Source organism: Gemmatimonadota bacterium, from assembly GCA_009841265.1.
Taxonomy (GTDB): Bacteria; JAAXHH01; JAAXHH01; order JAAXHH01; family JAAXHH01; genus JAAXHH01.
In genome coordinates this window covers 35,663-58,258 of record VXMB01000014.1, presented here as the reverse complement: position 1 = coordinate 58,258, position 22,596 = coordinate 35,663, and the positions used below count along the sequence as shown (strand labels likewise).

27 protein-coding genes are annotated in these 22,596 nt (G+C 62.5%); 4 read left to right on the top strand and 23 right to left on the bottom strand.

Annotated elements, in window-relative coordinates; all coding sequences use genetic code 11:
* Positions 1-16 precede the first annotated feature (16 nt).
* From F4X08_12965 to F4X08_12950, 4 genes are all read left to right on the top strand, one after another.
* Positions 17-2,479, top strand: coding sequence for a YfhO family protein (locus F4X08_12965; protein MYD26712.1), 2,463 nt, complete (start codon positions 17-19; stop codon positions 2,477-2,479).
* A 35-nt stretch (positions 2,480-2,514) separates the two neighbouring features.
* The gene (locus F4X08_12960; protein ID MYD26711.1) at positions 2,515-3,228 is read left to right on the top strand and encodes a polyprenol monophosphomannose synthase; all 714 of its coding nucleotides are present in this window, start codon (positions 2,515-2,517) and stop codon (positions 3,226-3,228) included.
* Between the two features lie 62 nt (positions 3,229-3,290).
* Positions 3,291-4,088 (top strand): phytanoyl-CoA dioxygenase family protein, encoded by a 798-nt coding sequence (locus tag F4X08_12955; GenBank protein ID MYD26710.1) that lies wholly within the window; start codon positions 3,291-3,293, stop codon positions 4,086-4,088.
* On the top strand, positions 4,085-4,864 hold the full coding sequence (locus F4X08_12950; GenBank protein MYD26709.1) for a hypothetical protein: 780 nt from the start codon (positions 4,085-4,087) through the stop codon (positions 4,862-4,864). The genes F4X08_12955 and F4X08_12950 overlap by 4 nt, the downstream gene beginning before the upstream one ends.
* Positions 4,865-4,937: 73 nt before the next feature.
* Here the strand turns inward: F4X08_12950 and F4X08_12945 are convergent, their stop codons facing one another.
* The 23 genes from F4X08_12945 to ruvC form a co-directional block, all read right to left on the bottom strand.
* Positions 4,938-5,879: a class I SAM-dependent methyltransferase gene (locus F4X08_12945; protein ID MYD26708.1), complete on the bottom strand. Its 942-nt coding sequence runs from the start codon at positions 5,877-5,879 to the stop codon at positions 4,938-4,940.
* Between the two features lie 83 nt (positions 5,880-5,962).
* Positions 5,963-6,580, bottom strand: a complete 618-nt coding sequence (locus tag F4X08_12940; GenBank protein ID MYD26707.1) for a hypothetical protein — start codon at positions 6,578-6,580, stop codon at positions 5,963-5,965.
* A 168-nt stretch (positions 6,581-6,748) separates the two neighbouring features.
* A complete protein-coding gene (gene atpC, locus F4X08_12935; protein MYD26706.1) occupies positions 6,749-7,150 on the bottom strand; it encodes an ATP synthase F1 subunit epsilon in 402 nt (133 codons plus the stop codon).
* 3 nt (positions 7,151-7,153) lie between these two features.
* The gene (atpD, locus tag F4X08_12930; GenBank protein ID MYD26705.1) at positions 7,154-8,554 is read right to left on the bottom strand and encodes a F0F1 ATP synthase subunit beta; all 1,401 of its coding nucleotides are present in this window, start codon (positions 8,552-8,554) and stop codon (positions 7,154-7,156) included.
* 38 nt (positions 8,555-8,592) lie between these two features.
* Entirely contained in the window at positions 8,593-9,447 is an 855-nt protein-coding gene (atpG, locus tag F4X08_12925; protein MYD26704.1) for an ATP synthase F1 subunit gamma, read from the bottom strand.
* Between the two features lie 10 nt (positions 9,448-9,457).
* Positions 9,458-10,975 carry a F0F1 ATP synthase subunit alpha gene (locus F4X08_12920; protein MYD26703.1) on the bottom strand — a complete coding sequence of 506 codons (1,518 nt, stop codon included), beginning with the start codon at positions 10,973-10,975 and terminating at the stop codon, positions 9,458-9,460.
* Between the two features lie 33 nt (positions 10,976-11,008).
* Positions 11,009-11,551 (bottom strand): ATP synthase F1 subunit delta, encoded by a 543-nt coding sequence (gene atpH / locus F4X08_12915; protein MYD26702.1) that lies wholly within the window; start codon positions 11,549-11,551, stop codon positions 11,009-11,011.
* 7 nt (positions 11,552-11,558) lie between these two features.
* Positions 11,559-12,065 carry a F0F1 ATP synthase subunit B gene (atpF, locus tag F4X08_12910; protein ID MYD26701.1) on the bottom strand — a complete coding sequence of 169 codons (507 nt, stop codon included), beginning with the start codon at positions 12,063-12,065 and terminating at the stop codon, positions 11,559-11,561.
* Positions 12,066-12,131: 66 nt separating this feature from the next.
* Positions 12,132-12,392 carry an ATP synthase F0 subunit C gene (locus tag F4X08_12905; protein ID MYD26700.1) on the bottom strand — a complete coding sequence of 87 codons (261 nt, stop codon included), beginning with the start codon at positions 12,390-12,392 and terminating at the stop codon, positions 12,132-12,134.
* Between the two features lie 81 nt (positions 12,393-12,473).
* A complete protein-coding gene (gene atpB / locus F4X08_12900; protein ID MYD26699.1) occupies positions 12,474-13,286 on the bottom strand; it encodes a F0F1 ATP synthase subunit A in 813 nt (270 codons plus the stop codon).
* Between the two features lie 12 nt (positions 13,287-13,298).
* On the bottom strand, positions 13,299-13,760 hold the full coding sequence (locus F4X08_12895; GenBank protein MYD26698.1) for a hypothetical protein: 462 nt from the start codon (positions 13,758-13,760) through the stop codon (positions 13,299-13,301).
* Entirely contained in the window at positions 13,744-14,013 is a 270-nt protein-coding gene (locus F4X08_12890; GenBank protein MYD26697.1) for an AtpZ/AtpI family protein, read from the bottom strand. Before F4X08_12890 ends, F4X08_12895 begins: the two co-directional genes overlap by 17 nt.
* Positions 14,014-14,023: 10 nt before the next feature.
* Positions 14,024-14,488: a hypothetical protein gene (locus tag F4X08_12885; GenBank protein MYD26696.1), complete on the bottom strand. Its 465-nt coding sequence runs from the start codon at positions 14,486-14,488 to the stop codon at positions 14,024-14,026.
* A gap of 79 nt (positions 14,489-14,567) precedes the next feature.
* On the bottom strand, positions 14,568-15,494 hold the full coding sequence (locus F4X08_12880) for a M23 family metallopeptidase (protein ID MYD26695.1): 927 nt from the start codon (positions 15,492-15,494) through the stop codon (positions 14,568-14,570).
* A gap of 165 nt (positions 15,495-15,659) precedes the next feature.
* Positions 15,660-16,520, bottom strand: a complete 861-nt coding sequence (locus F4X08_12875; GenBank protein ID MYD26694.1) for a ParB/RepB/Spo0J family partition protein — start codon at positions 16,518-16,520, stop codon at positions 15,660-15,662.
* Complete coding sequence (locus tag F4X08_12870) at positions 16,471-17,274, bottom strand: ParA family protein (GenBank protein MYD26693.1); 804 nt, start codon at positions 17,272-17,274, stop codon at positions 16,471-16,473. The genes F4X08_12875 and F4X08_12870 overlap by 50 nt, the downstream gene beginning before the upstream one ends.
* Before the next feature lie 102 nt (positions 17,275-17,376).
* A complete protein-coding gene (locus F4X08_12865) occupies positions 17,377-17,868 on the bottom strand; it encodes a 2-C-methyl-D-erythritol 2,4-cyclodiphosphate synthase (GenBank protein MYD26692.1) in 492 nt (163 codons plus the stop codon).
* A gap of 39 nt (positions 17,869-17,907) precedes the next feature.
* Positions 17,908-18,606 (bottom strand): 2-C-methyl-D-erythritol 4-phosphate cytidylyltransferase, encoded by a 699-nt coding sequence (gene ispD / locus F4X08_12860; protein ID MYD26691.1) that lies wholly within the window; start codon positions 18,604-18,606, stop codon positions 17,908-17,910.
* Between the two features lie 171 nt (positions 18,607-18,777).
* Positions 18,778-19,161, bottom strand: coding sequence for a hypothetical protein (locus tag F4X08_12855; protein MYD26690.1), 384 nt, complete (start codon positions 19,159-19,161; stop codon positions 18,778-18,780).
* A gap of 169 nt (positions 19,162-19,330) precedes the next feature.
* Complete coding sequence (gene queA / locus F4X08_12850) at positions 19,331-20,452, bottom strand: tRNA preQ1(34) S-adenosylmethionine ribosyltransferase-isomerase QueA (protein MYD26689.1); 1,122 nt, start codon at positions 20,450-20,452, stop codon at positions 19,331-19,333.
* Entirely contained in the window at positions 20,449-21,489 is a 1,041-nt protein-coding gene (gene ruvB / locus F4X08_12845) for a Holliday junction branch migration DNA helicase RuvB (GenBank protein MYD26688.1), read from the bottom strand. Before ruvB ends, queA begins: the two co-directional genes overlap by 4 nt.
* Entirely contained in the window at positions 21,490-22,098 is a 609-nt protein-coding gene (ruvA, locus tag F4X08_12840; protein ID MYD26687.1) for a Holliday junction branch migration protein RuvA, read from the bottom strand. It lies immediately after the preceding gene.
* A complete protein-coding gene (gene ruvC, locus F4X08_12835; protein MYD26686.1) occupies positions 22,076-22,594 on the bottom strand; it encodes a crossover junction endodeoxyribonuclease RuvC in 519 nt (172 codons plus the stop codon). The genes ruvA and ruvC overlap by 23 nt, the downstream gene beginning before the upstream one ends.
* Positions 22,595-22,596: the final 2 nt, after the last annotated feature.

The window sequence follows — 22,596 nt, the reverse complement described above, 5'->3', positions numbered from 1 at the left end:
CCGATAGAGCATCGTGATGGCGAAACAAAAAACCACTGCGTCAACGCCAGGCAAGCGCAGAACGAGCGTGACCACCGGTCGGTCAGTCAACTTAACATCCCGAAAGTACCAACCTTATATCGGGAATCTCCTGTTCTGCCTGATCATCGCGGTGCTTGCCGTCTTCGTCTACCGCGGCTACATCATCGAGGGCAAGATGGACATCCGGCCCGATTTCATCGGCCAGGCCATCCCTTTCGATCGTTTCGCACAGGATTTCGAAAGAGAATTCGACGAAACGCCGCTCTGGTACCCCCACATCTTCGGCGGCATGCCCTTCCAGGCCAGCGGCACGTATCACCATCTGCAGTACAGTTTCGAAGCCCTGGTCAACGCCGTCCTGCCTGACGTGCTGGTCAGCGCGCTGCACGGCCGTTTCTTCTTCCACCTGCTCCTGGGCGCCGTGTCCATGTTTTTTCTGGCGCGCGCTTTATCGCTCTCCAGGCCGGCATCTTTCATCGCGGCAACGGCCTTCGTGTTTTCCACCCACATGATGGCCACGGAACATGCCAACCGTTTCATCTGCTTCATGCACGTCCCCCTGGTCTTCCTGGCCGCGTACCGCGTCTTTGACCGCGGACGACCCTTCGACATGTTGTTGCTCGGTGCGGCCCTGGGCTCTCAGCTGAGTTCCTTCCATCCGCAGATTGCCTTCTACACGGCCATGTTGATCGGCCTGTATGCCGTCTACGCGGTCGTGAACGACCTACGAGACAGAACGTCCGCGGGCCGCATAATCAGGAAATCCGCACTGTTTGCCGGCGGCGTCGTGCTGGCCATTGCCGTCGCGGCCGTGCTGGTCCTTCCCATGCAGGAATACGCGCAGCTCTCCGCCCGCGGCCTTTCCGTGGGGGGCAGCGACGTAAACGTGCCCTTCGCCACGAGCTGGTCGTTCCCACCGTTTGAAATCCTGACCTTCATCATTCCTTCCTTTGCCGGTTTCGGCGGCCCCCTGTATTGGGGCGACATGCCGTTTACCGATTTCCCGAACTACCTGGGCATCGTCGTCGTGGTCCTGGCCGTGGCGGGCATCGTGCTGAACAGATCGCGCATGACCCTGTTCCTGGTCATCGCCGCGGTCCTGGCCCTCCTGGTATCCTTCGGACGGCACCTGCCGCCCGTATCCTACGTCATGCTCCACTTCGTACCCTTCTTCGGCAAGTTCCGCGCACCGGTCATGATCCTGGTCCTGTCGCAGTTCGCCGTAGCGCTCCTCGCCGGTTACGGACTGCATGCGCTGGTCGAGCGTATGCGGGCAGGCAAAGACACGCTTGGGAGTTTCGCGAAAAGGCTGTGCGTCGTTGCCGGCGGGGTATTGCTGCTCGTCCTGGCGCTGACCGTGTTCGAATCCTCCTTCCAGTCCTTCATGACGGGCGTCTACACAGAGGCCGACGCGGCGCACGGGGCACGCAGCGCCATGGTGAACAACGCCGATTACCATGCCGGAGTCAATGCCATGCGTTTCTATCGGCTCATGGGCGACCTGTGGATCATGGTGCTGTTGCTTTGCGCGGTGTCCGCATTGATCTATGCCACCCGCAAAACGAGTCCCAGGCTGTTGGCCGCGGGGTTGGGCGCCCTGGTCGTCGTCGATCTTTTGCTCGTAGCCTCTCGGGTCGTGAACCCTGAGGATGATCCCGCGCGGATCGAAGCCTACTATGCCGCACGGGAAACCGAAGTCGTGAAGGCGCTGAAAGACGATCCCGGCCCCTTTCGCATCCTGCCGCTCTCCGAATTCTCTTCGAATGAGTACGGTTACTTCGGCATCTCCACTATCGGAGGTTACCACGCGGCGAAACTTGGCGTCTACCAGGAACTCATGGACCAGGTGGGATTCAATTCCTTCCCTGTGCTGAACATGTTGAATACCCGGTACCTGGTTACCGCGCAACCTATTCAGGCCGATGGGCTTACCCCCGTGGTCGAGTCCGAAGGCGGTTACCTCTACCGTAACGTTGCCGCCCTGCCGAGGGCCTTCCTGGTGGACAGCGTGCGCGTCATCGCCGAGAAGGACGCCATCTTCGAAGCCATGAGAGATCCCGGGTTCCGTCCCGGCGAATACGCGATCCTGGAAAAACCCGTCGGAGAGCGGCTCGGTCCACTGAACGACTCGTCTGTGGAAATCACGCTCCACACACCGCACCGCATCGAGATGGCAGTGGATGCGGCCGCGCCTTGTTTACTTGTACTGAGCGAGATCTACTATCCAGCCGGGTGGCGGGCTACGATGGACGGTCTCCCTGCCGAGATACATAAGACCAACTACGTGCTTCGCTCCGTGGCCGTCCCGGAGGGGCGCCATGATGTGGTCATGACGTTCGAACCGACGAGTTTCACAGCGGGCCACCTGGTGAGCCGGATCGCCAGTGCGCTGGTGCTGGCCGGTTTGATCGCCGCGGGTGCCATGCGCATCAGAAAACGCCTGAAAAACCGGGCATGAATCGGGCCTGAAACCGACCGAAGCGGCGGGAAACCATGAAATCCCTTATCATCGTCCCCACCTACAACGAACTTGAGAACATCCGGCGGCTTCTGCCCGAATTGATGGCGCTGGACCCGGACATCCGGGTGCTCGTGGTGGATGACAACTCGCCGGACGGGACGGGAAAACTGGCCGATGAACTGGCCGCGGAGAACGAACGGATCACCGTCCTGCATCGGCCCGAGAAATTGGGTTTGGGTTCGGCCTACGTGGCAGGATTCATGTACGCCATCCAGCAGGACGTGGACTGCGTTTTCGAGATGGATGCGGACTTTTCCCACGATCCCGCCATGATCCCTAAGTTCATCGAAGAGATCGCGTCCTGTGACGTCGTGATCGGATCCCGGTACATCAGCGGCATCAACGTGGTGAACTGGCCCATGTCCCGGCTATTGCTCAGCTATTTCGCCAACATCTATACCCGCGTGGTCACGGGCATGACGATCCGGGACACCACGTCGGGTTTCAAGTGCTTCCGGCGCGAAGTGCTTGAGCACATCGACCTGGACCGTGTCCGGTCCGACGGATACGCCTTCCAGATCGAGATGAATTTCCGATGCTGGCGTAAGGGATACCGCGTGTGTGAAATCCCCATCATCTTCGTAGACCGGCGTTCAGGTACCTCGAAACTTTCCCAAGGCGTGATCAACGAAGCGGTCTGGATCGTCTGGTGGCTGCGCCTGCAGCGCATACTGCGCCGTTTATAGAAAGCCTCGTATCGGAGATCGCATATCGGAAGCCGCAACCTGGAGAATGAAGGAGCCGCGTCATGTTGACCGAACAACAGTATCGACACTACAAGACCTTCGGTTTCGTCGTCCTGCGCCAGGTCTTCACGCCGGATGAACTGGACGTGATCAACCAGGAGTTCGACCACGGCCTGGAAACGGCCTACCGCCACCTGCCCTTCGACGGTACGGTCCGCCACTGGGTCACGATGATGGGAAATTCCACGCCCTTTTTCGCGAGCCTGCTGGAGGATGAGCGGCTTTGCAGTATCGCCGAGCAGCTCTACGGCGAGGATGCGCTGGGCATCGCCACCGACGCGAACCGGTACGTGGGCAACACGGGATGGCATCCGGATACCCACAGCATCCACCAGTACGGCATCAAGTTCGCCTTCTACCTGCAACCCGTCGGACCGGAAACCGGGGCGTTGCGCGTCATACCGGGATCGCACCACAACCCCTTACACGGCGAGCTGAGACGGTTCATTTCCGAATTCGACCGTCAAAAGGAGGTGCCCTGCTACGTCTGTGATTCGGAACCGGGCGACGTGGTGGGCTTCGACCTGAGATTATGGCACGCCAGCTACGGAGGCTCCAGCGACCGGCGCATGTGTACCTGCGTGTACTATAACAACCCTGGAACACCTGAAGAGATCGAAACCACCAGGGATCAGGGGGCGAACAACAGCAAGGCCACCGCCAAGTACAACCGACCGAACGACCCCCCGGTCGACCCGTTCTGGCTCACGAATCCAGATCTCAGTCCGAAGCGGAGGCGCTGGCTGGACCGCCTTCTCGAGCTAGGTTATTATCAGAACATGGTCAACGACGACTCATGATGAACAGCCGCCTCAAGAATCTGCTGGACGACGGGAAACCCGCCTTCGGCATACAACTCCGATTCGGATCTCCTGCCATCGCGGAACTGGCCGGCCTGGCCGGCTTCGACTGGGTCCTGATCGACACGGAGCACGCGCCGCAGACGCCGGTGACCGTGCAGGCCCAGATCCAGGCGGCGGGCTGCACGCCGGCCACGCCGATCGTCCGGATCACCCGCACCGATCCGGACCTGATCAAGCTGTACCTCGACATGGGCGCCATGGGCATCGTCGTCCCCTTCGTGAACACGCCGGAGGCGGCGAAACTAGGCGCCGATGCCTGCCGCTATCCGCCGCGCGGCACGAGGGGATGGGGTCCTCACCGCGCTGCGGGCTACGGACTGTTCGAGGAGCAATATACCGCTGAAATCGACGACATGGTGATGTACGTGCCGATCATCGAGTCGGCCGAATCAGTCGGAAACATCGACGACATCATGGACGTGGAAGGGGTGGACGGCTGTATAGTGGGTCCGGTGGACCTATGCATCTCCCTCGGCATCCCCTTTCGGTTCGACCATCCGAAATACTTAGACGCGCTCCGCCGCGTGCGGGAAGCCGGTCAGCGAACGGGAAAGCCCGTGGGCCATCCGCTGCTCGGTTCCATGGATGACGAGGAGAACGTCCGTCGCCAGGTGGAAGAGGGCGTGCGACTGCTGCTCGTCGAAGGTGACGAACCGGTGTTGAAGGACGGGTTCCGGCGGGCGGTCGAAGCGCTGGCGTTCCTGCGGAACTAGGCGCCGGACGACGCGGTTCCGCGGCACGCGGTTCGGCGGCACGCGGTTACAGGAAATCGACGCCTCGCGTCCGTCATTCCGTTGCCGCCGGTTTCCGCGCGATCACTGCCTGGGTCACGGTGGACAGTCCCAGCAAGATGGTCATCAAATCGATCATACAGCTTACCGACTTGATCAGGAAGTTATCGTAGCTGATGATGTGGTACAGCAAGCCGTTCGACCGGGGCGCGTGGGGTTCCATGCCCAGTTTGATACGAAGGCTTACGGACCATTGGCTCGCTTCGACGATGGCGCCGTGGAACGCGATCTTCAGGTCGCCTCCACGGACGCAGGCTGCGAGAGCCTTTCGAGAAAACAAGTGAAAGTGCCGCGGAGTGCTCAGGGGCTGCCAGTGGTTCTTGAAGATGTAACGGGACAGCGCGTTCAGATCGGGAGTTTCTAGATATAAGATGCCTCCCGGCGCCAGATGGTCCGAAATCCATCGGACCAGCCGTCCGGGATCGGTCACGTGTTCGATGGCATGTTGGCAGATGATGGCATCGAACCGTTCCTCGCTCTGTACTTCCTCGATCGGTCCTTCGATAAGCGTCACACCGCGGTCGGAAAGATAAGACCGGGCTTCGGGTTCGAACTTGAGGTCATTGGCGAAGAGTTGGAGTGGAAAAGGCGCAAGTTTCGCCAGGTAGGTCAGGTTCCCGCCGAATCCCGCGCCGATGTCCAGCACCTTGGATCCGGGCTGTAGATTCGCGATCACTTTTCGGTTCCATCCCCGGTCGAGTACGTTGAGCTTCAGCCACCTGAACGGAGCGAAGGCGGGGTACTCGGTTTCCGTGACGCGAACCGTGTAGTTCCTCGGATAGATACGATCGATGTCCCGCATCCGGACCCTCGGCGACAGGTACACGTGCCCGCAGTCCGCGCACGCGACGAACCGGAATAGGTTGTCGCAGGTGTGGAATTCGTAGTCGTATCCCTCGAAGACCGGCCGCGGCTTCGTTTCCGAACTCCCGCACATCGCGCAGGCGACCGGGACGAGGTCCAGTTCGACGCCGCTGCCGATCGGATTCTACAGTCCGTTCATTCGCAAGCTTCACGGTCCTAATCAGGTATCTCCACGACGACTTCGATACTCGAGGTTACGGATCCCGATTCGGCGGTAATCCGCGCAGTGCCGTTCGACACAGCCGTCACGAGTCCGGTCGAGCTGACCGTGGCGACGGTCGGATTACTGCTCGACCAGGTAAAGGACGCGACGGGGATAGGCGCGTTCCCGCTGTCGTACGCCTCGGCCTCGAGCTGGACGCTCTCACCCAATAGAGCCAGCATGGCGGAGGTCGGGGCGATGGCTACACTGACCGCCACCTGCGTGACCTGTACATTCGCATCGGCGGATACGTCGCCGGATGTGGCTCTGATCTGGGCGGTGCCGTTCGACACCACCGTCACGAGACCGCCGCTGCTGACCGAGGCGACGGCCGGGTTACTGCTCGACCAGGCAACGGTCGCGTCGGTTAGGACGTTGTCGTCCTGATCCAGTACCGTTGCGTCGATCTGCAACGTCTGTCCTATGGCGGTGATAATCACGGAATGCGAAGAGAGGACGATGCTTGAAGAAATCCGGGCCGGCTCCGTGGGACTGTCCTTCCCGCATGCCGCCAGGGTCGCCACGATCAGAATGACGACATAGCGTGTAAACAGTAATCCATAGCGTTTCATGGTCCGCTTCCTTCTAATAACTGTGTTAGAGTATTCCTGAAAGAAGACGTAGAATCGGATCGGCCAGGAAAACTCGTCTGATAGGGAGACTATGGTCTATACAACGATATTAACGGCTTTAAGTTCCGCTTCACCAGCCAAGAATAAACGTCGATAGCAACGGAAGGATTACTGCTGGGTCGCCTTGATGCGGTTGAGCGCACGGTCCAGCGAAGCCCTCGCCCGGTCGACATCGACGTCTTCTTCGCCCGATCCCAGGCGCTGGCGCGCCCGTTCCTCGGCCTGCTTCGCCCTTTCGACGTCGATGGCGCCGACCTCTTCGATGGTCTCGGCCAGGACCGTCACCTGGGCCCGAAGCACTTCGACGAATCCGCCGGACACGGTATACTCCGTACGGCCCTCGTCGTTCCGGATGGTCAGGAGACCCGGCCGCAGCGAGGTAAGCATGGGGACGTGGCCGATCAGCACCTCGAAGTATCCGTCCGTGCCGGGGGCGAGCACGCTGCGCGCCTCGCCTTCGAAGGCCATGCTCGAAGGCGTTACGATGACCAGGGGGAATTCACCTGCCATGATCTACTGGAGCTCCTTGGCTTTGTCGTAGGCTTCGTCGATGGTGCCCACCATGTAGAAGGCCTGCTCGGGCAGTTCGTCGCACTCGCCGTTGACCAGCTTCTCGAATCCCTCGACCGTATCCTCTACCTTGACGTACCGTCCCTCGAGGCCGGTGAAGATCTCCGCGACGAACATGGGTTGGGTCATGAACAGCTCGATCTTCCGGGCGCGGGAGACGATCAGCTTGTCGTCGTCCGACAGTTCGTCGATGCCCAGGATGGCGATGATGTCCTGGAGGTCCTTGTACCGCTGCAGGACCTGCTGGACGCCGCGGGCGACGCCGTAGTGCCGCTCTCCGACGACGGCGGGATCCAGGATCCGGGAGTTGGACTCGAGAGGATCCACGGCCGGGAAGATGGCCCGGGCGAAGAGATCGCGGGACAAGGCGGTGATGGCGTCGAGATGGGGAAAAGCCGTTACGATGGCCGGGTCCGTGTAGTCGTCGGCGGGCACGTAGATGGCCTGCACCGAAGTGATGGCGCCCTGCTTCGTGGACGTGATGCGCTCCTGCAGGTCGCCCATCTCCGTGCTCAGCGTGGGCTGGTATCCCACGGCGGAGGGCATGCGGCCCAGGAGGGCGGATACTTCGGATCCCGCCTGCACGAAGCGGAAGATGTTGTCGATGAACAGCAACACGTCGCGACCTTCCTCGTCGCGGAAATACTCGGCGATGGCCACGCCGGACAGGCCGACGCGCAGGCGCACGCCCGGCGGCTCGTTCATCTGGCCGAACACCAGGGCGGTCTTGTCGAGCACCTTCGCCTCTTCCATTTCCAGCCAGAGGTCGTTGCCTTCGCGAGACCGTTCGCCCACGCCGGCGAACACGGAAATGCCGCCGTGCTCCCGGGCGATGTTGTTGATCAGTTCCTTGATCAGCACCGTCTTGCCCGTACCGGCGCCACCGAGCAGCCCCGTCTTCCCGCCGCGGGTGTAGGGTTCCATGAGGTCCATGACCTTGATCCCCGTCTCGAACATCTCCGCCGAGGTCGTCAGGTCCTCCTGTTCAGGCGCGCGGCGATGGATCGGATAGTGATGATCCGATTCCACCGAGCCCCCGTCGTCGATGGGACGGCCCAGGACGTTCATCATGCGGCCAAGGACGGCGGGTCCCACGGGAACGTTGATCGGTCCGCCGGTGTCGACGGCCGGCACGCCCCGGACCAGCCCGTCCGTGGCGTCCATGGCCACGCACCGCACCTTGTTGTCGCCCAGGTGCTGCTGGACTTCGAGGACCAGCGCGTCGCTGCCCTCTACGGGCACTTCGAGGGCGTTGTAGATCTTCGGCAGCGCGCCCGAGCCGAATTCGACGTCAACGACGGCGCCGATGATCTGCGCCACGGTTCCTGTATTCGTTCCTTCCATGGTTTCCCTTCCCCGGTCAGCGGGTGGCTGCCTTAGCGTTACTTCAGCGCTTCGGCGCCGCCCACGATGTCCATCAGCTCGGATGTAATGGTTTCCTGGCGGATCTTGTTGGCCGTCAGGGTCAGATCGTCGATCAGGTCGCTCGCATTCCGCGTGGCGTTGTCCATGGCCATCATGCGGGCGGCTTCTTCCGCCGTATTGGATTCGAGCAGCACGCGCCAGAGCTGGAAACGGAGATGCTGCGGCAGCAGGTCGTTCAGGAGCATAGGCTGCGACGGCTCGTACACATAGCCGGTGAACCCCGGATCGTCCTCCACTGCCATGGGCGGCACGGGGAGCAGTTGCTCGGTCACGAGGCTCTGCTGCCCGGCGGACTTGAACTCGTTGTAGAGCATGTCCACCCGGTCGATCGTGCCGCTGTTAAAAAGCCTGGTCACCTCGTCGGCGATCTCGCCGGCCTGGGCGTATTCCAGCGCCTGGAACACGTTGGTATGGCTGGACAGGATCTCCAGCCGCTGGCGGGAGAGCGTGTCCGAACCCTTGCGTCCTACGCAGAACAACGCGGGTGTCGGCGAACCCTCTCGGACGCTTTCCAGGGCGCGGCGCACGACATTCGAGTTGAACCCTCCGCAGAATCCGCGGTCGGCCGTCACGACGATCAGCGCGGAGGCCTTCACCTCGCGGGGGGTCATGAGCGGATGCCGCTCGTCGGCCGTCTGCGCCGCCAGATGCTTCATCATCCCGTCCAGCTTGCGGGCGTAGGGACGGGCGGCGAACAACCGGCTTTGCGCCCGGCGCAGGCGGACGCCGGCCACCGTCTGCATGGCCCGCGTGATCTTCTGGATGTCCTTCGTACTCGCGATGCGTCGCCTGATTTCGCGGAGTGACGGCATGATGCCCTTTCTACGCGTTGTACGTCTTGCTGAATTCCTCGACGGCGTCCCGGATGCGCTGCTCGATGTCTTCGCTCAGTTCCTTGGTCTCCCGGATCTCGCGGCCCACGTCCGAATGGTGCGTCTCCATGTGCTGGAGGAAGGCTTCCACGAAGGGCTGCACGTCGCCCACCTCGAGATCGTTCAACATCCCGTTGACACCCACGTAGAGGGACAGGATCTGCTCCTCGACCGCCATGGGCCGGTACTGGGGCTGCTTGAGCAGCTCGACCAGCCGCTCGCCCAGGTGAAGCTCCCGCTGCGTCGTCTGGTCCAGCCCCGACGTGCCGAACCGGGCGAAGGCCTCCAGCTCGCGGTACCGGGCCAGCGATGTTCTCAGCAATCCGGCGACCTGGCGCGATTTCATCGCCTTGATCTGCGCGGCGCCGCCCACGCGGGAGACCGACAGGCCCACGTTCACCGCCGGCCGCTGACCGGCGAAGAACAGGTTGGATTCCAGGAAGATCTGTCCGTCGGTAATGGAAATCACGTTGGTCGGGATATAGGTCGACACGTCGCCGAACTGGGTCTCGATGACGGGCAGCGCGGTCAGCGATCCGGATCCGTATTCGTCGCTCATCTTGGCCGCCCGCTCCAGGAGCCGGGAGTGGAGGTAGAACACGTCCCCCGGATAGGCTTCCCGGCCCGGCGGCCGCCGCAGGTTCAGCGACAACTGCCGGTAGGCCACCGCGTGCTTGGTCAGATCGTCGTAGATGACGAGGGCGTGCTTGCCGTTGTCGCGGTAGTGCTCGCCCATGGTCGCGCCGCCGTAGGGCGCCAGGAACTGCATTGGCGCCGGCGTGCTGGCCGAGGCCACGACCACGGTGGTGTACTCCATGGCGCCGTGTTCCTCCAGGGTCGCGACCGTCTTGGCGATCGTGGATCCCTTCTGGCCGACGGCGACGTAGATGCAGACCACGTCCTGGCCCTTCTGGTTGATGATCGCGTCCAGGGCCACGGCCGTCTTGCCCGTCTGCCGGTCGCCGATAATCAACTCGCGCTGCCCCCTTCCGATGGGGAACATGCTGTCGATCACCTTCAGGCCGGTATACATGGGTTCGTTCACGGGTTGGCGTTGCACCACGCCGGGGGCCTTCGTCTCGATCGGGCGGGAATCCGCGTCTACGATCGGTCCCTTTCCGTCTATCGGCCGGCCCAGGGAATCCACCACGCGACCCAGCAGGCCGTCGCCCACGGCGCACTCGACGATCCGCCCCGTGCGCTTGACCGGATCGCCCTCCTTGATCAACTGGTCGTCCCCGAAGAGGATGCACCCGACGTTGTCCTCTTCCAGGTTCAGCACCATGCCCACCACGTCGTTGGGAAACTCGACCAACTCGTTCGCCATCACGTTGGAGAGGCCCTGCACGCGGGCAATCCCGTCACCGACCTGTAGCGCGGTACCCGTTTCGTAGATGTCGACATCTCGCTTGAAGTCGAGCACCTGTTGCTTGAGAAGTTCGGAGACCTCGTCCGCACGAATTGCTATTTCATCAAACGCCATTGTCTTCTCCATCGAAGGTCATTTTCGAACGAGCGCCTGCCGGACCCGCTGAAGCTGGGTCGCCAGGCTGCTGTCGAACACCTGGTCGCCCACGCGTACCACGAATCCACCGATCAAGTCTTCGTCTACCGTGGTCCGCATACGAACGCTTTTTCCTGTCTGCGCTTCCAGTCTGGTTTTCAAGTCGTCTTCCTGCCCGTCGGTCAGCGCCACCGCGCTCGCGACGTCCGCGTTTACGATGCCGTCCCATTCGTCCAGGATCGTACGGCAGGCGTCCAGGATCTCCGGCAGGTTGCGCGCCCGCCGCCTGGAAGCCAGCAGATAGAGGAAATTGAGGGTGATGTCCTGGACCTTGCCTTCGAATATCTCACCCAGCATGCGTTGCTTTACGTCAGCAGGAATGACTTTGTCCGTGATAAAGTCCACGAAGGGTTGCGAGTCCCGGCACAACTGCTCGAAAGCCGTGATTTCCCCGCGCACCGTGTCCAGGGTGTTCGTTTCCGCCGCGGCTTCCAGCCACGCCCCGGCGTAGCGGTATGCGATGTCTGACTTGCTGGCCATCGGTCCCTTATTCCTTTGAAGGCATCTGAGCGATGAACTCGTCCACGACCTTCCGGTGTTCCGTCGCGTCCAGGGTGCTGTTCAGGATCCTGCCCGCGATTTCCACCGCCAGATCGCCTACCTGTGCGCGCAGTTCGGCTACAGCGGATTCCTTCTCGCGCCGGATCGTGTTGCGCGCCTTCTCGAGCTCGCGCTCCGCTTCCTGCTGGGTATGCTCGAGGATCCGGCCCCGTTCCGCGTTGGCCTGGTCGACCGCGGCCTGCATCTTCTCGCGGGCCTCGGTCTCGATGTCCTCGAGCCGCCGCCTGGCTTCCTCGTGCAGACGGTCCAGTTCCGCCCGGTCCGCGTCCAGTCCCTCCATGCGGTCGCGGATATCCCGTTTCCTGTCTTCGATGGCCTGGGCGATGATGCCGAAGACATACTTCCTCAGGACGAAGAACAGGACGGCGAACCCGATCATCTGGATGATCAGGGTGCTCAGGTCAATGCCAAGATCGTGCAATATATCTAACACGCGCTATGCTCCTTCGAACGCCGGCGGCACACCCCGGTCAGGCGCGCGCCGCAAGCCGCTTGACTGCTACTGGGCGAGGCGGCTCAGTTCCATGACCTGTTCGAAGGACGGCAACTGGCCCTGGAGCATGAAGAACACCAGCAGGCCGTAGATCGCCAGCGATTCCATGAACGCCAGGCCGATGATCAACACCAGCTGGATACGGCCGGCGGATTCGGGTTGACGGGAAATGCCCTGACAGGCGAGACCGGTGGCGATCCCCTGACCGACACCCGAGCCGATGGCCGCAACGGAAACGGCCAGCGCCACGCCAAGTCCTAAACCCATGTAGTACAGCATGAAGCGAGCTCCTTTCGGAATGGAGAATGAACTACAACAAAATCAAACATCTATATCAAAATCTCTGAATCAGTGGTCTTCCTCCCCGTGGTCGTGATCCAGGAACTGGGCCACGTACACGGCGCTCAGCACCGAGAAGATCATCGCCTGGACCGTTCCCGAAAACACGCCGAACATCAACATCGGAACCTGCATCGGCACGAAGGGCACCTCGAGGGCGCCGATAAGAAACACCGGAGACAGGCCCAGCAGCACCAGTACGATCATCTCTTCTCCGAACACGTTGCCGAAGAGGCGGATCGACAGGGAGATGACCTTGGCGAACTCGCCCACGATATGAAGCGGGCACATGAGCACGCCCATCCACTTGGGTTCGCCCCAGAAATGCCAGAGATAGGCCTTGAGTCCGATCTCGCGCAGGCCGATGAGATGGGCCGATACGATGGAGATCAGGGCGAATCCGAGCGTGGTGTTCAGATCGGCGGTGGGCGACTGCATGCCGGGAATGACGCCCAGCATGTTCATGAACCAGATGTAGATGAAGAAGGAGGCGAAAAAGGGTATGTACTTCCGGCCGCGCTCCCCGACGATGTTGAGGAAGAACCCGGTCAGTCCCTCGACGGCCATCTCGAATAGCGTCTGGACCGAACCTTCGGGAATGCGCTTGAACGATCTTACCGCGATGGTTACGAGGACGATGACAATAACGAAGACCAGCAGGGTGTTCAGCAGGAGATCCGGCTGCCTGACGGGTTGGGGGATCCAGTCGGCCAGCGGGCCCAGCAGGTAGAATAACCCATGTAGAATCGAGTAGTGCGCTTCACCGCTTCCTCCCTCGGACGCCATCTCCAGAGAGAGGACACTCGACCACGGACCAGTCAAAGGACAACCTCCTTACCGGTACGACCGCTTCGGCTTGCTCAACACGGCGGTCCAGCCTGCCCGATTATCCGATGAACCCTGTCTCATGACCAGGACGAGGCCACACAGGGTCAGTGTGAAGGGAATCAGGGACACGCCCGTCAGCAACCCGATGGGGTGGAACCAGTTCCCCGACGTCACGAAATAGAGCACGATCCCCAGCAGCGGCAGCTTGGCCATCAGCAGCAGGAACAGCTTGTTGCGGTTCCGCTTGATCTGCTCGCCGGGTGTCACGAAACGGCGGACCAGCCAGGCCGTGACATAGAGCATCATCAGCCCGATCAGCGACCCGACGAAGAAATTGACGGCAAGCAGGTCCGCGCCCGCCACCCGCGCCGCGATGGTGCCGACGATGGTCAGCACGGCGCAGATCCGGTAGACGCGGGGCAGGAACCGCCTTAGTGGTTCGCCGTCATGTTCAATGCTTTCCGCCATCTCTCTCCCGTTCCGCCGCTTCGATCTTCCTGTTCAGCCGTTTCAGCGTCCTCGCCATCTCCAGGAACCCGGCCACGACCCCGAGCATGGCGCCGACGACGCCGCCCCAGGGCTTCCACTCAGGCCAGACCCGTTCGACCTGGTGACCCAGGAAGTACCCGATCGCGGTGGCGAATACCAGGGTCAGGCCGATTACGGCGAGCTCCCCGGCTTCCCTCATGTACTGCCATTTTCCCTGCGTGTCCCGTGCCATAGACCATCAGTCAACGCTCGTAGGAATATCGAGTACCGGACGAACCGGATGCGGCGTCGTCTCCGCCGTCCACCTGATCCGTCTGATTCTTCTGGTCCGCCTGGTCCGCCTGGTCCGTCTGGTTCGCGCGGCCTGCCTGGCTCACCCGGTCCGATTCGGCGGGTTCGTCCATCATGGCCGAATTCCCGTGGAAGACCGCCCCTTCCTCGATGACGAGGGTCTTGGTGTTCAAGTCGCCGACCAGGGTGGATTTGCCGCCCAGGAGAATGTGTTGTGAAACGATAAGGTGGCTTTCCACGTAACCATGAATGACCGCGGTCTTGGATTCTATGGACGATCCGACGATCCGGCCGGTCTTGCCTACCTCGACTCCTTCGGTGGCTTTCACGTCGCCGTGCACGGTGCCGTCTACCCGGACATTGCCCTCTACGTCCATCGAGCCGTTCATTTCAGCGCCTTTGGCTATGATCGTCATACCGCACTCCTGGATTCGTCTTGCGCCTGATGGGCCGCCTGGACTGCCTGGTCTGCCTGGACTGCCTGATCTGAACGGGTCAGCGTTGCGTTCGCAGGCTCACCAGCAGATCGTCCCAGTGGATGACCTCGGGCAGGTAGCCGCGGGGATCTACGGGAACGTCGTCTTTCCAGACCTCGTAATGCAGATGCGGCGCCGTACTTCGGCCCGTATTCCCGACCAGGGCGATGATCTGCCCTCTGCGGACCGCCTGGCCGAGGTCGACGCGCAGCCGGGCGTTGTGACCGTAACGCGTCGACATATCATATCCGTGATCGATCTTGACCAGCCAGCCCAGGTTCTGGTCCCAGTCCGCGAACGTCACGATCCCGTCGGCCGTGGACACGACCGGCGTACTTTCGCGGGCGGCGACGTCCAGGCCGAAATGCCTCGCGACGATCGAGTCTTCCCCGGATTGAAACTCCCGGGTCACCCAGCCCGCCACGGGCCATATGGACGGCACGTACCGGAACAGCGCCGCGCTTTCGCTTTCCGCGGCGGCCGCGCCGTCAACGGTGGCCTGACCTGCCAGACCGGCCAGGTTGACCGCAGCCTCCTCCGGCAGGCCGTCATCCGCCAGGAAGGGTAACCCGTCCCGGCGGGCGGTCAGGTCGGACCAGGCCGGCCGATGGCTGGTTTCATCGTCCACGCGCGCCAGGTATCCCGAATCAATCGACTCTACGCCCGCCAGCCTGCGAATGGTTCTGGCGGTGTCCTTCAATTCCTCCAGTTGCCGGGCCAGTTCCGTGGACTTGTCCTCCACCGACTGCATCTGTGCTTTCCAGGAATGACCGAAAGTAACGTCGACTATACCCGCCGGAAGGACCAGGAAAGCCACGGGCGCGAGTACGCACAGGCCGATCACTACGACGAGCGCGCCGAACAGGAACCGCGGCATGCGCAGTTCGTGCGCACGGCCCGATCGGTCGGAGACGAAAACCAATGTCATCCAGTGCATTCTGAACATGGCCGACACCGCCCCGGATACGTGCGTACCTCCCTTGCTCCGTTACGCCTCTCGACGGATTCGGCGCAACAGCATAAATATAGTCCGCCGGCCCGAAAAGTCAACGGATATCGGCAAAATAACGGGGCTGAACGGGCGTGGGGCGTGTGCGGGGTCAGGCGCGTATCACAGTCGGACTTTCAGCAGTTCGAGGATGCGGTTCAGGTCGTCCGTGGAATAGAACTCGATTTCGATCTTCCCCTTGTGCTGCCTGCGATTGATGTTCACCTTCGTGCCGAGTATGCGCTGCATGATGGACTCGGCGGCCGCGAGGTCGTGGGGCTTGCGCGCCGGGGCGCTTTCCCGCTTCTCCTCGTAGCGTTTCTTGACCAGTTCTTCCACCTTGCGGACCGATAGGCCCTTCTTTACGACCTGCTTGCACAACTCGGCCTGTTCCGTACGGTTTTCAAGACCGAGCAGCGCCCGCGCGTGGCCCATGGTGATCTCGTCGGCCAGGAGGCATTTCTGGACCTCGGCCGGCAGTTTCAGCAGCCGGAGCGTGTTGGCCACCGTCGTCCTGTTCTTCCCAACCCGTGTGGCGACTTCCTCCTGGGTGAGGTGGCATTCTTCCTGCAACCTGAGATACGCCCGGGCCTCGTGGATCGGGTTCAGGTCGTCCCGCTGGATGTTCTCGATCAGCGACAGTTCCATCATTTCTTCGGGAGATGAAACCGCCATGACGATGGCCGGTATGGTCTGGTAGCCCGTTTGCCTGGCGGCCCGCAGCCTCCGTTCCCCGGCGATCAGTTCGTATTCTTCCTGCCCGTTCTTCCGGCGGACGGTGACCGGCTGGATTACGCCCTTTTCGAGGATGGACCGGGCCAGTTCGTCGAGCCTGGCCTGGTCGAAGGACTGCCTCGGTTGGTAAGGATTGGCCGAAATCCGGTCTATCGGCACCTGGAGCACGCTTTGCCGGCCTTCCTGGTCGTCCGGAAGGTCAGGAATCAGCGCTTCCAGCCCCCGTCCCAGCGCTTTCCTGGCTGCCATTGGCCATCACCTCTCTGGCCAGATTCATATAGCTTTCCGCGCCAGACGAGAGAATATCGTAGAGGATGATCGGACTCCCGAAACTCGGCGCTTCGCTCAACCGGACGTTTCTCGGGATGGTGGTCTGGTAGACCTTGTCCGCGAAATACTGCTTGGCTTCCACCTCGATCTGTCTCGAGAGATTGAGCCGCCTGTCGTACATCGTCAGGAGGATGCCTTCGATCTTCAGGTTGCGGTTCAGGTGCTTCTGGATCTTTCGGATCGAATTGAGCAGCTGCCCGAGTCCCTCGAGGGCATAATACTCGCACTGTATGGGAATCAACACCGAGTCGGCCGCCGTGAGGGCGTTCAGGGTAAGCAGGCTCAGGGAGGGCGGGCAGTCGATCAGGATGTACTCGTACTCGTCGCGTATGGGCTTGATCGCCTCTTCCAGTTTCCGTTCCCGGGCGATGGCCGACACCAGCTCGATTTCGGCGCCGACCAGCCGCCGATGGGCCGGGACGGCGTGGAGCGCGGGGATCTCGGTCTGCTGGACGGCTTCCCCGATGTCGCGCTCGTCCAGCAGGACTTCGTAAATCGTCACGTCCAGCGTCCGGTCCTGCAGGCCGAGTCCCGACGTGGCGTTCGACTGCGGGTCCAGGTCGACCAGCAGCGTCTTCTTCTCCGCGACCCCCAGGCAGGCGGAAAGGTTGACGGACGTCGTCGTCTTGCCCACCCCGCCCTTCTGATTCGCTATCGAAATGACCTTGCCCATGAAATACCTTACGGCGGCACGGCGGCGCGCGAAAACACAAATCACCCGCCGTCCTTAAATAAACGCAGGTCACCCGCCATTTTTAAACGCAAATAACGCAGGTCACCCGCCGTCAGCGGAACGGATCAGTACCACGGCGTGGGCCGCGATGCCTTCTTCCCGTCCCGTGAATCCGAGTCTCTCTGAAGTTGTGGCCTTGATCGACACGCGGTCGTCCGGGAGTCCGAGGGCTTCGCCGATCCGGCTGCGCATCTGTGACACGTAGGGCGACAGTTTCGGACGTTCCGCGACGACGGTGGCGTCCACATTCGATATAGTATAACCGGATTCACCCAGTGCGTCAACAATCCGTTGGAGCAGAACAAGGCTGGAAATCCCGCGGTAACGGGCGTCGGTATCCGGGAAGTGAATCCCGATGTCTCCCAGCCCGGCCGCGCCCAGCATAGCGTCGCCGATGGCGTGCGAAAGCACGTCCGCGTCCGAGTGGCCCTGCAGCCCGCGTTCGTGGGGTATGGTCACGCCGCCCAGCACGAGGGGCCTGCCTTCCGCGAAGGCGTGGACGTCGTAGCCGGTACCTGCGCGTATATCATCCATGTCCTGAGCCTCGTTCGTCGATTTTCGGTTGCCGCACAGTCAGATCCGCCCCTGCCGCCGCAATATGCGCTCGGCGATTTCCAGGTCCTCCGCCGTGGTCACCTTGATATTGTCGGGACTGCCCTCCAGCACCCGCACCACGTATCCGGCCCGTTCCACCAGTTCGGCGTCGTCGGTACCCACGTAGCCTTCTTCGCGCGCCCGTTCATGGGCCGCCCGCAGGATCCGGTATGCGAAGGTCTGCGGCGTCTGCGCCCGCCAGAGCGCCGACCGGTCCGGGGTCGCCTCGACCACGCCATCCCGAATGATCTTCATCGTATCCGTGGCCGGGGTGGCCGATATCACGGCGCCGTGCCTGGCTCCCTCGAGGACGGAAGCTTCAAGCGCGCCCTGTTCGACGCAGGGCCGCGCCGCGTCGTGAATCAACACGGCCCCGATGCCCTCGTCAAGAGCCATCAGGCCGCGGTAGACCGACTCCTGGCGCGTGCTTCCGCCGGCGACCACATCGGCCAGCTTCGGATGGGCGCCGCCCGGTCCGGCCAGATGCTCCCGGCAAGACGCTACCCGGGACGGCTCCACCACCACCACGTAGCCCTCCACGGCCGGGCACGCTTCGAAGACGGCAAGGGTATGGGTCAGGATCGACCTCCCGCCGATCGCGATATACGGTTTCTCCTCGACCGACCGCATGCGCAGGCCGGTTCCGGCGGCGGGTATGATGCCCATGACCGAATTCAACGGCAATGCCTCCTTCCAAGCCGAATCGAGCGTCGGGCGCGGGTGCCGGGGGACGCGCTCTTCTGCGATCCTGCATTAATGAATACAAATTAAAGCAAACACGTGAAGGAATTTGAATGTTATTTTGGAGATCGATTCAAAAATCCGGGGCGAGGACGGACCATCCCCGGATCAGGGGCCGCCCAGATACCACCAGGCCAGCAGGCTTCCGGAGGTTCCGGCCGTGAGGATCGCCCCGACGAAAAACACCAGCAAAATGACGCGCCACAGCATGGCGCGGGCCCATTTTACGGCGTCCTCGACGCGACGGATCTTGCGGAATCGGACCGGACCCCGGTCCCGGGCCGGATTGCCCTGGTCGCGGCCGGAATCCGCACTGTCTCCAGGCCAGGGCGTGGTCGAAACCGCGCCGATAGGAGTCCGCCGGTTCCAGGCGCGCCAGGTTAAGAGGATGATCAGCAAGGCGCAAGCCAGGATGATGGCATCTGCCAGGGGATCGACAAGGCCAACGTACTCGCGGGACGCGGACGCCGCGCCAATCTCGTCAGGGGTCATGTCCGCCCTCGTTGGTTAAGGCCGCCAGGAGCGCCGCCTGGTTCGACCGCCGCGAGCGATATGGTACGGCACTTATTGGATCAGTAAGTGACCAACTGTTTTCAACGAGTCAAAATATGTTCGCGAATACAAATGTAAAGGTATTTGATTTTTATATATTCGAATTACTTCAGACGATAAGCATGGCGTCGCCATAGCTGTAGAATCGGTATTTCTCCCGGACCGCTTCCTCGTACGCGGAAAGGATCAGCTCCCTCCCGGCGAAGGCGCTGACCAGTAGCAGGAGCGTCGATTTCGGCAGGTGGAAATTGGTCAGCAGCGCGTCGACCAGCTTGAATTCAAATGGAGGATAGATGAAACACCGGGTAAGGCCCTCGTACCGGCGCGGTTCGAGACCTGGTCCGCCTGGCCCGGACACGCCCCCGGATCTTCCCGCGACGACGCCCCCCGCCGCGAGCGTCTCCAGGACGCGCACGGTCGTCGTCCCTACGGCGACTACGCGACCCGCGTACCGCCTGCTCTGGATCGTTTCGGCCTGGTGCGCTTCCACCCGGTAGTATTCCGCATCCATCTCGTGGTCCGCCACGTCGTCGGTACGGATCGGCTGGAACGTTCCCGGTCCGACGTGGAGCAGGACCGGCACCACGGCCGTGCCCCGCGAACGGATGCGATCCAGCAGGAGTGCCGTTAAATGCAGTCCGGCCGTGGGCGCGGCCACGGCGCCGTATTCCTCCGCGTAGACCGTCTGGTAGCGGTCCCGGTCCTCCGCGTCCGGCGCGCGGTGTATGTAGGGCGGCAGCGGCGTGCGGCCCACCTGCTCGATGACCCGGACCACGTCCGCGTCCCCATCGAAACGGACGCGGCGAATCTCCTTCCCGGGGTCGTCCTCCACGGTGGCGGTCAGGGCGCCGCCCTCCAGTTCCAGGCGCGTCCCTTTCGCAAGCCGCGCGGACGGCTTCAGCAGCGCTTCCCAGCTGGCTGGCGCGGGTTCGCGGTCGGGCGCGGTATCGAGTGCCGGGCGTACCGGGCGGATCGGACGGACCAATACGACTTCAACCTTTCCGCCGGTTTCCGGCCGCACCCCACGGAGCCTGGCCGGCATCACCCGCGTCCGGTTAAGCACCAGCGTGTCGGCCGGGGCCAGGTAGTCGACGATATCCCGGAAGGTCCGGTGTTCGATCTCGCCGCCGCGCCGGTGCACCACCATCAGCCTCGACGTGTCGCTGGGTTCGGCGGGGTATTGGGCGATCAGGTCTTCCGGCAGGGTATAGTCGTATTCGGATAGATTCACGGATTGTCGAACAGTCCGGCCTGCGGCCTGGGCGGCGCCGTGAATCCCAGGTGGTCGTACGCCAGCTCGGTGGCCACCCTGCCCCGGGGGGTGCGCTTGATCAGTCCCTGGACGATGAGGAAGGGTTCATACACCTCCTCGAGCGTACCGCTCTCCTCGCCCACGGCCACGGCCAGCGTGTTCAGGCCCACGGGCCCCCCCTCGTACTTCTCGATGATGGTCGTGAGGATCAGCCGGTTCATGTCGTCCAGCCCCATGTGGTCCACGCCCAGCATTTCGAAGGCGGCCTTCGCGGTCTCCCCGGTAATGCGGCCGTCTCGCTTGACCTGGGCGTAGTCCCGCACCCGCTTCAGGTACCGGTTGGCGATCCGGGGGGTTCCCCTGGACCGCAGGGCGATCTCCATCGCACCGGATTCATCGGTCTCCACGCCGATGATTTCCGCCGCCCGGGCAACGATCAGGTAAAGCTCGTCCGGCGTGTAGAAATCGAGGCGGATGGGGATCCCGAATCGCGCCAGGAGCGGCGCCGTGAGCAGGCCCGTGCGCGTCGTCGCGCCCACCAGGGTGAAATGGTCCAGGTTGAGGGCGAGGGAACGGGCATTCGGTCCGCGGTCCACGAGGATGTCGATCTTGAAATCCTCCATCGCCGCGTACATGTGCTCTTCCACCACGTGGTTCAGGCGATGGATCTCGTCAATGAAGAACACGTCTCCCGGCTGCAGGTTGGTCAGCAGGCCCGCCAGGTCTGCCGGCTTGTCCAGGACCGGCCCTGCGGTCTGGCGTATCTCCACGCCCATCTCGTTGGCGAGAATGGTGGCCAGTGTGGTCTTGCCCAAACCGGGCGGCCCGTGGAGCAGCACGTGGTCGATATGGTTCTCACCGCGGGTCTTCGCGGCCTCGATGTAGAGCTGCAGCTCCGCCTTGGCCTTTTCCTGGCCGGGGAATTCATCGAAACGGCCCGGCCGCAGCGCGCGGTCGAACTCGGCATCCTCGTCGAGCCGGTCGGGGTCGGTAAGCGGGAAGTCCCGTTCGTCCATCTATTGCCTTTTCTGATTTTTGAGCACCGTTCTGATGATTTCCTCCGCGACGGGCGTCTCCGTGCTTTCGGACAGTACGCGGATGACCTGCCTGCGCGCTTCGGGATGATCGAGGCCCAGGGACACCAGGCCCGTGATCGCGTCGTCCACTTCGGGGGCCTCTCCCGCCGGCGCCACGGGAAGCGCCTTCGCTCCGCCGGTATCCATGGCAGCCAGCTTGTCGCGCAACTCCATGATCAGCCGCTGCGCGGTCTTCCGGCCGATCTTGGGCAGCGAGACCAGTTTCCCGATGTCTTCGTTGATGATGGCCGCGGTGAACTCGGAGACCGTCGCGCCGGAGAGGATGTTCAGGGCCACGCCGGGACCGATGCCGGGCAGGGTGATCAGCACCTCGAAAAGGCGCTTTTCTTCCGCGGTCGCGAAACCGTAGAGCTGCATGCCGTCCTCCCGCGCATGCAGCACCGTTTCCACGCGGACTTGCGCGCGCGCGGGACCCAGGGCCTCGAGCGTGGAGAGGGGGACGAACATTTGCAGGCCGATCCCGCCGACGGACACCGTGATGGCGTCGGGCTGCTTGTCGACCAGTTCACCTTCGACGAATGCGATCAACGGCCTTGATCCCTCCGGTTACCCTGTGATAGTGGCAGATGGCGACGGCCAGCGCGTCCGACGCGTCCTCCGGCAGGGGTTCCCGGCCGGGGCCCCGGTCGAGGTTCAGCATGGCGCTGACCATGTACTGTACCTGCTGCTTCGATGCGCCCCCCGCGCGGACGATGGCCGATTTCACTTCGCGTGGGGCGTATTCCCAGACCTGCAGTCCCCGGTTCGCCGCGGCCAGGAGGGCGACGCCCCGGGCATGGCCCAGTACGAGGGCCGCCCTGGGGAAACGGCCGCCGAAAGTGGACTCGACGGCCACCAGTTCCGGGTGGTTCCGGTCGATGACCTCACACAGGCCGTCGTAAATGACCTTGAGCCGGTCCGGGAGGTCTTTTCGCGATCCCGGACGCAACACGCCCTGGTCCAACAGCCGGCACTGCCTGTCCCGGGCCTCGATCACGCCGTATCCCGTAATCACGCTGCCCGGATCGATTCCGAGGATGATCATGG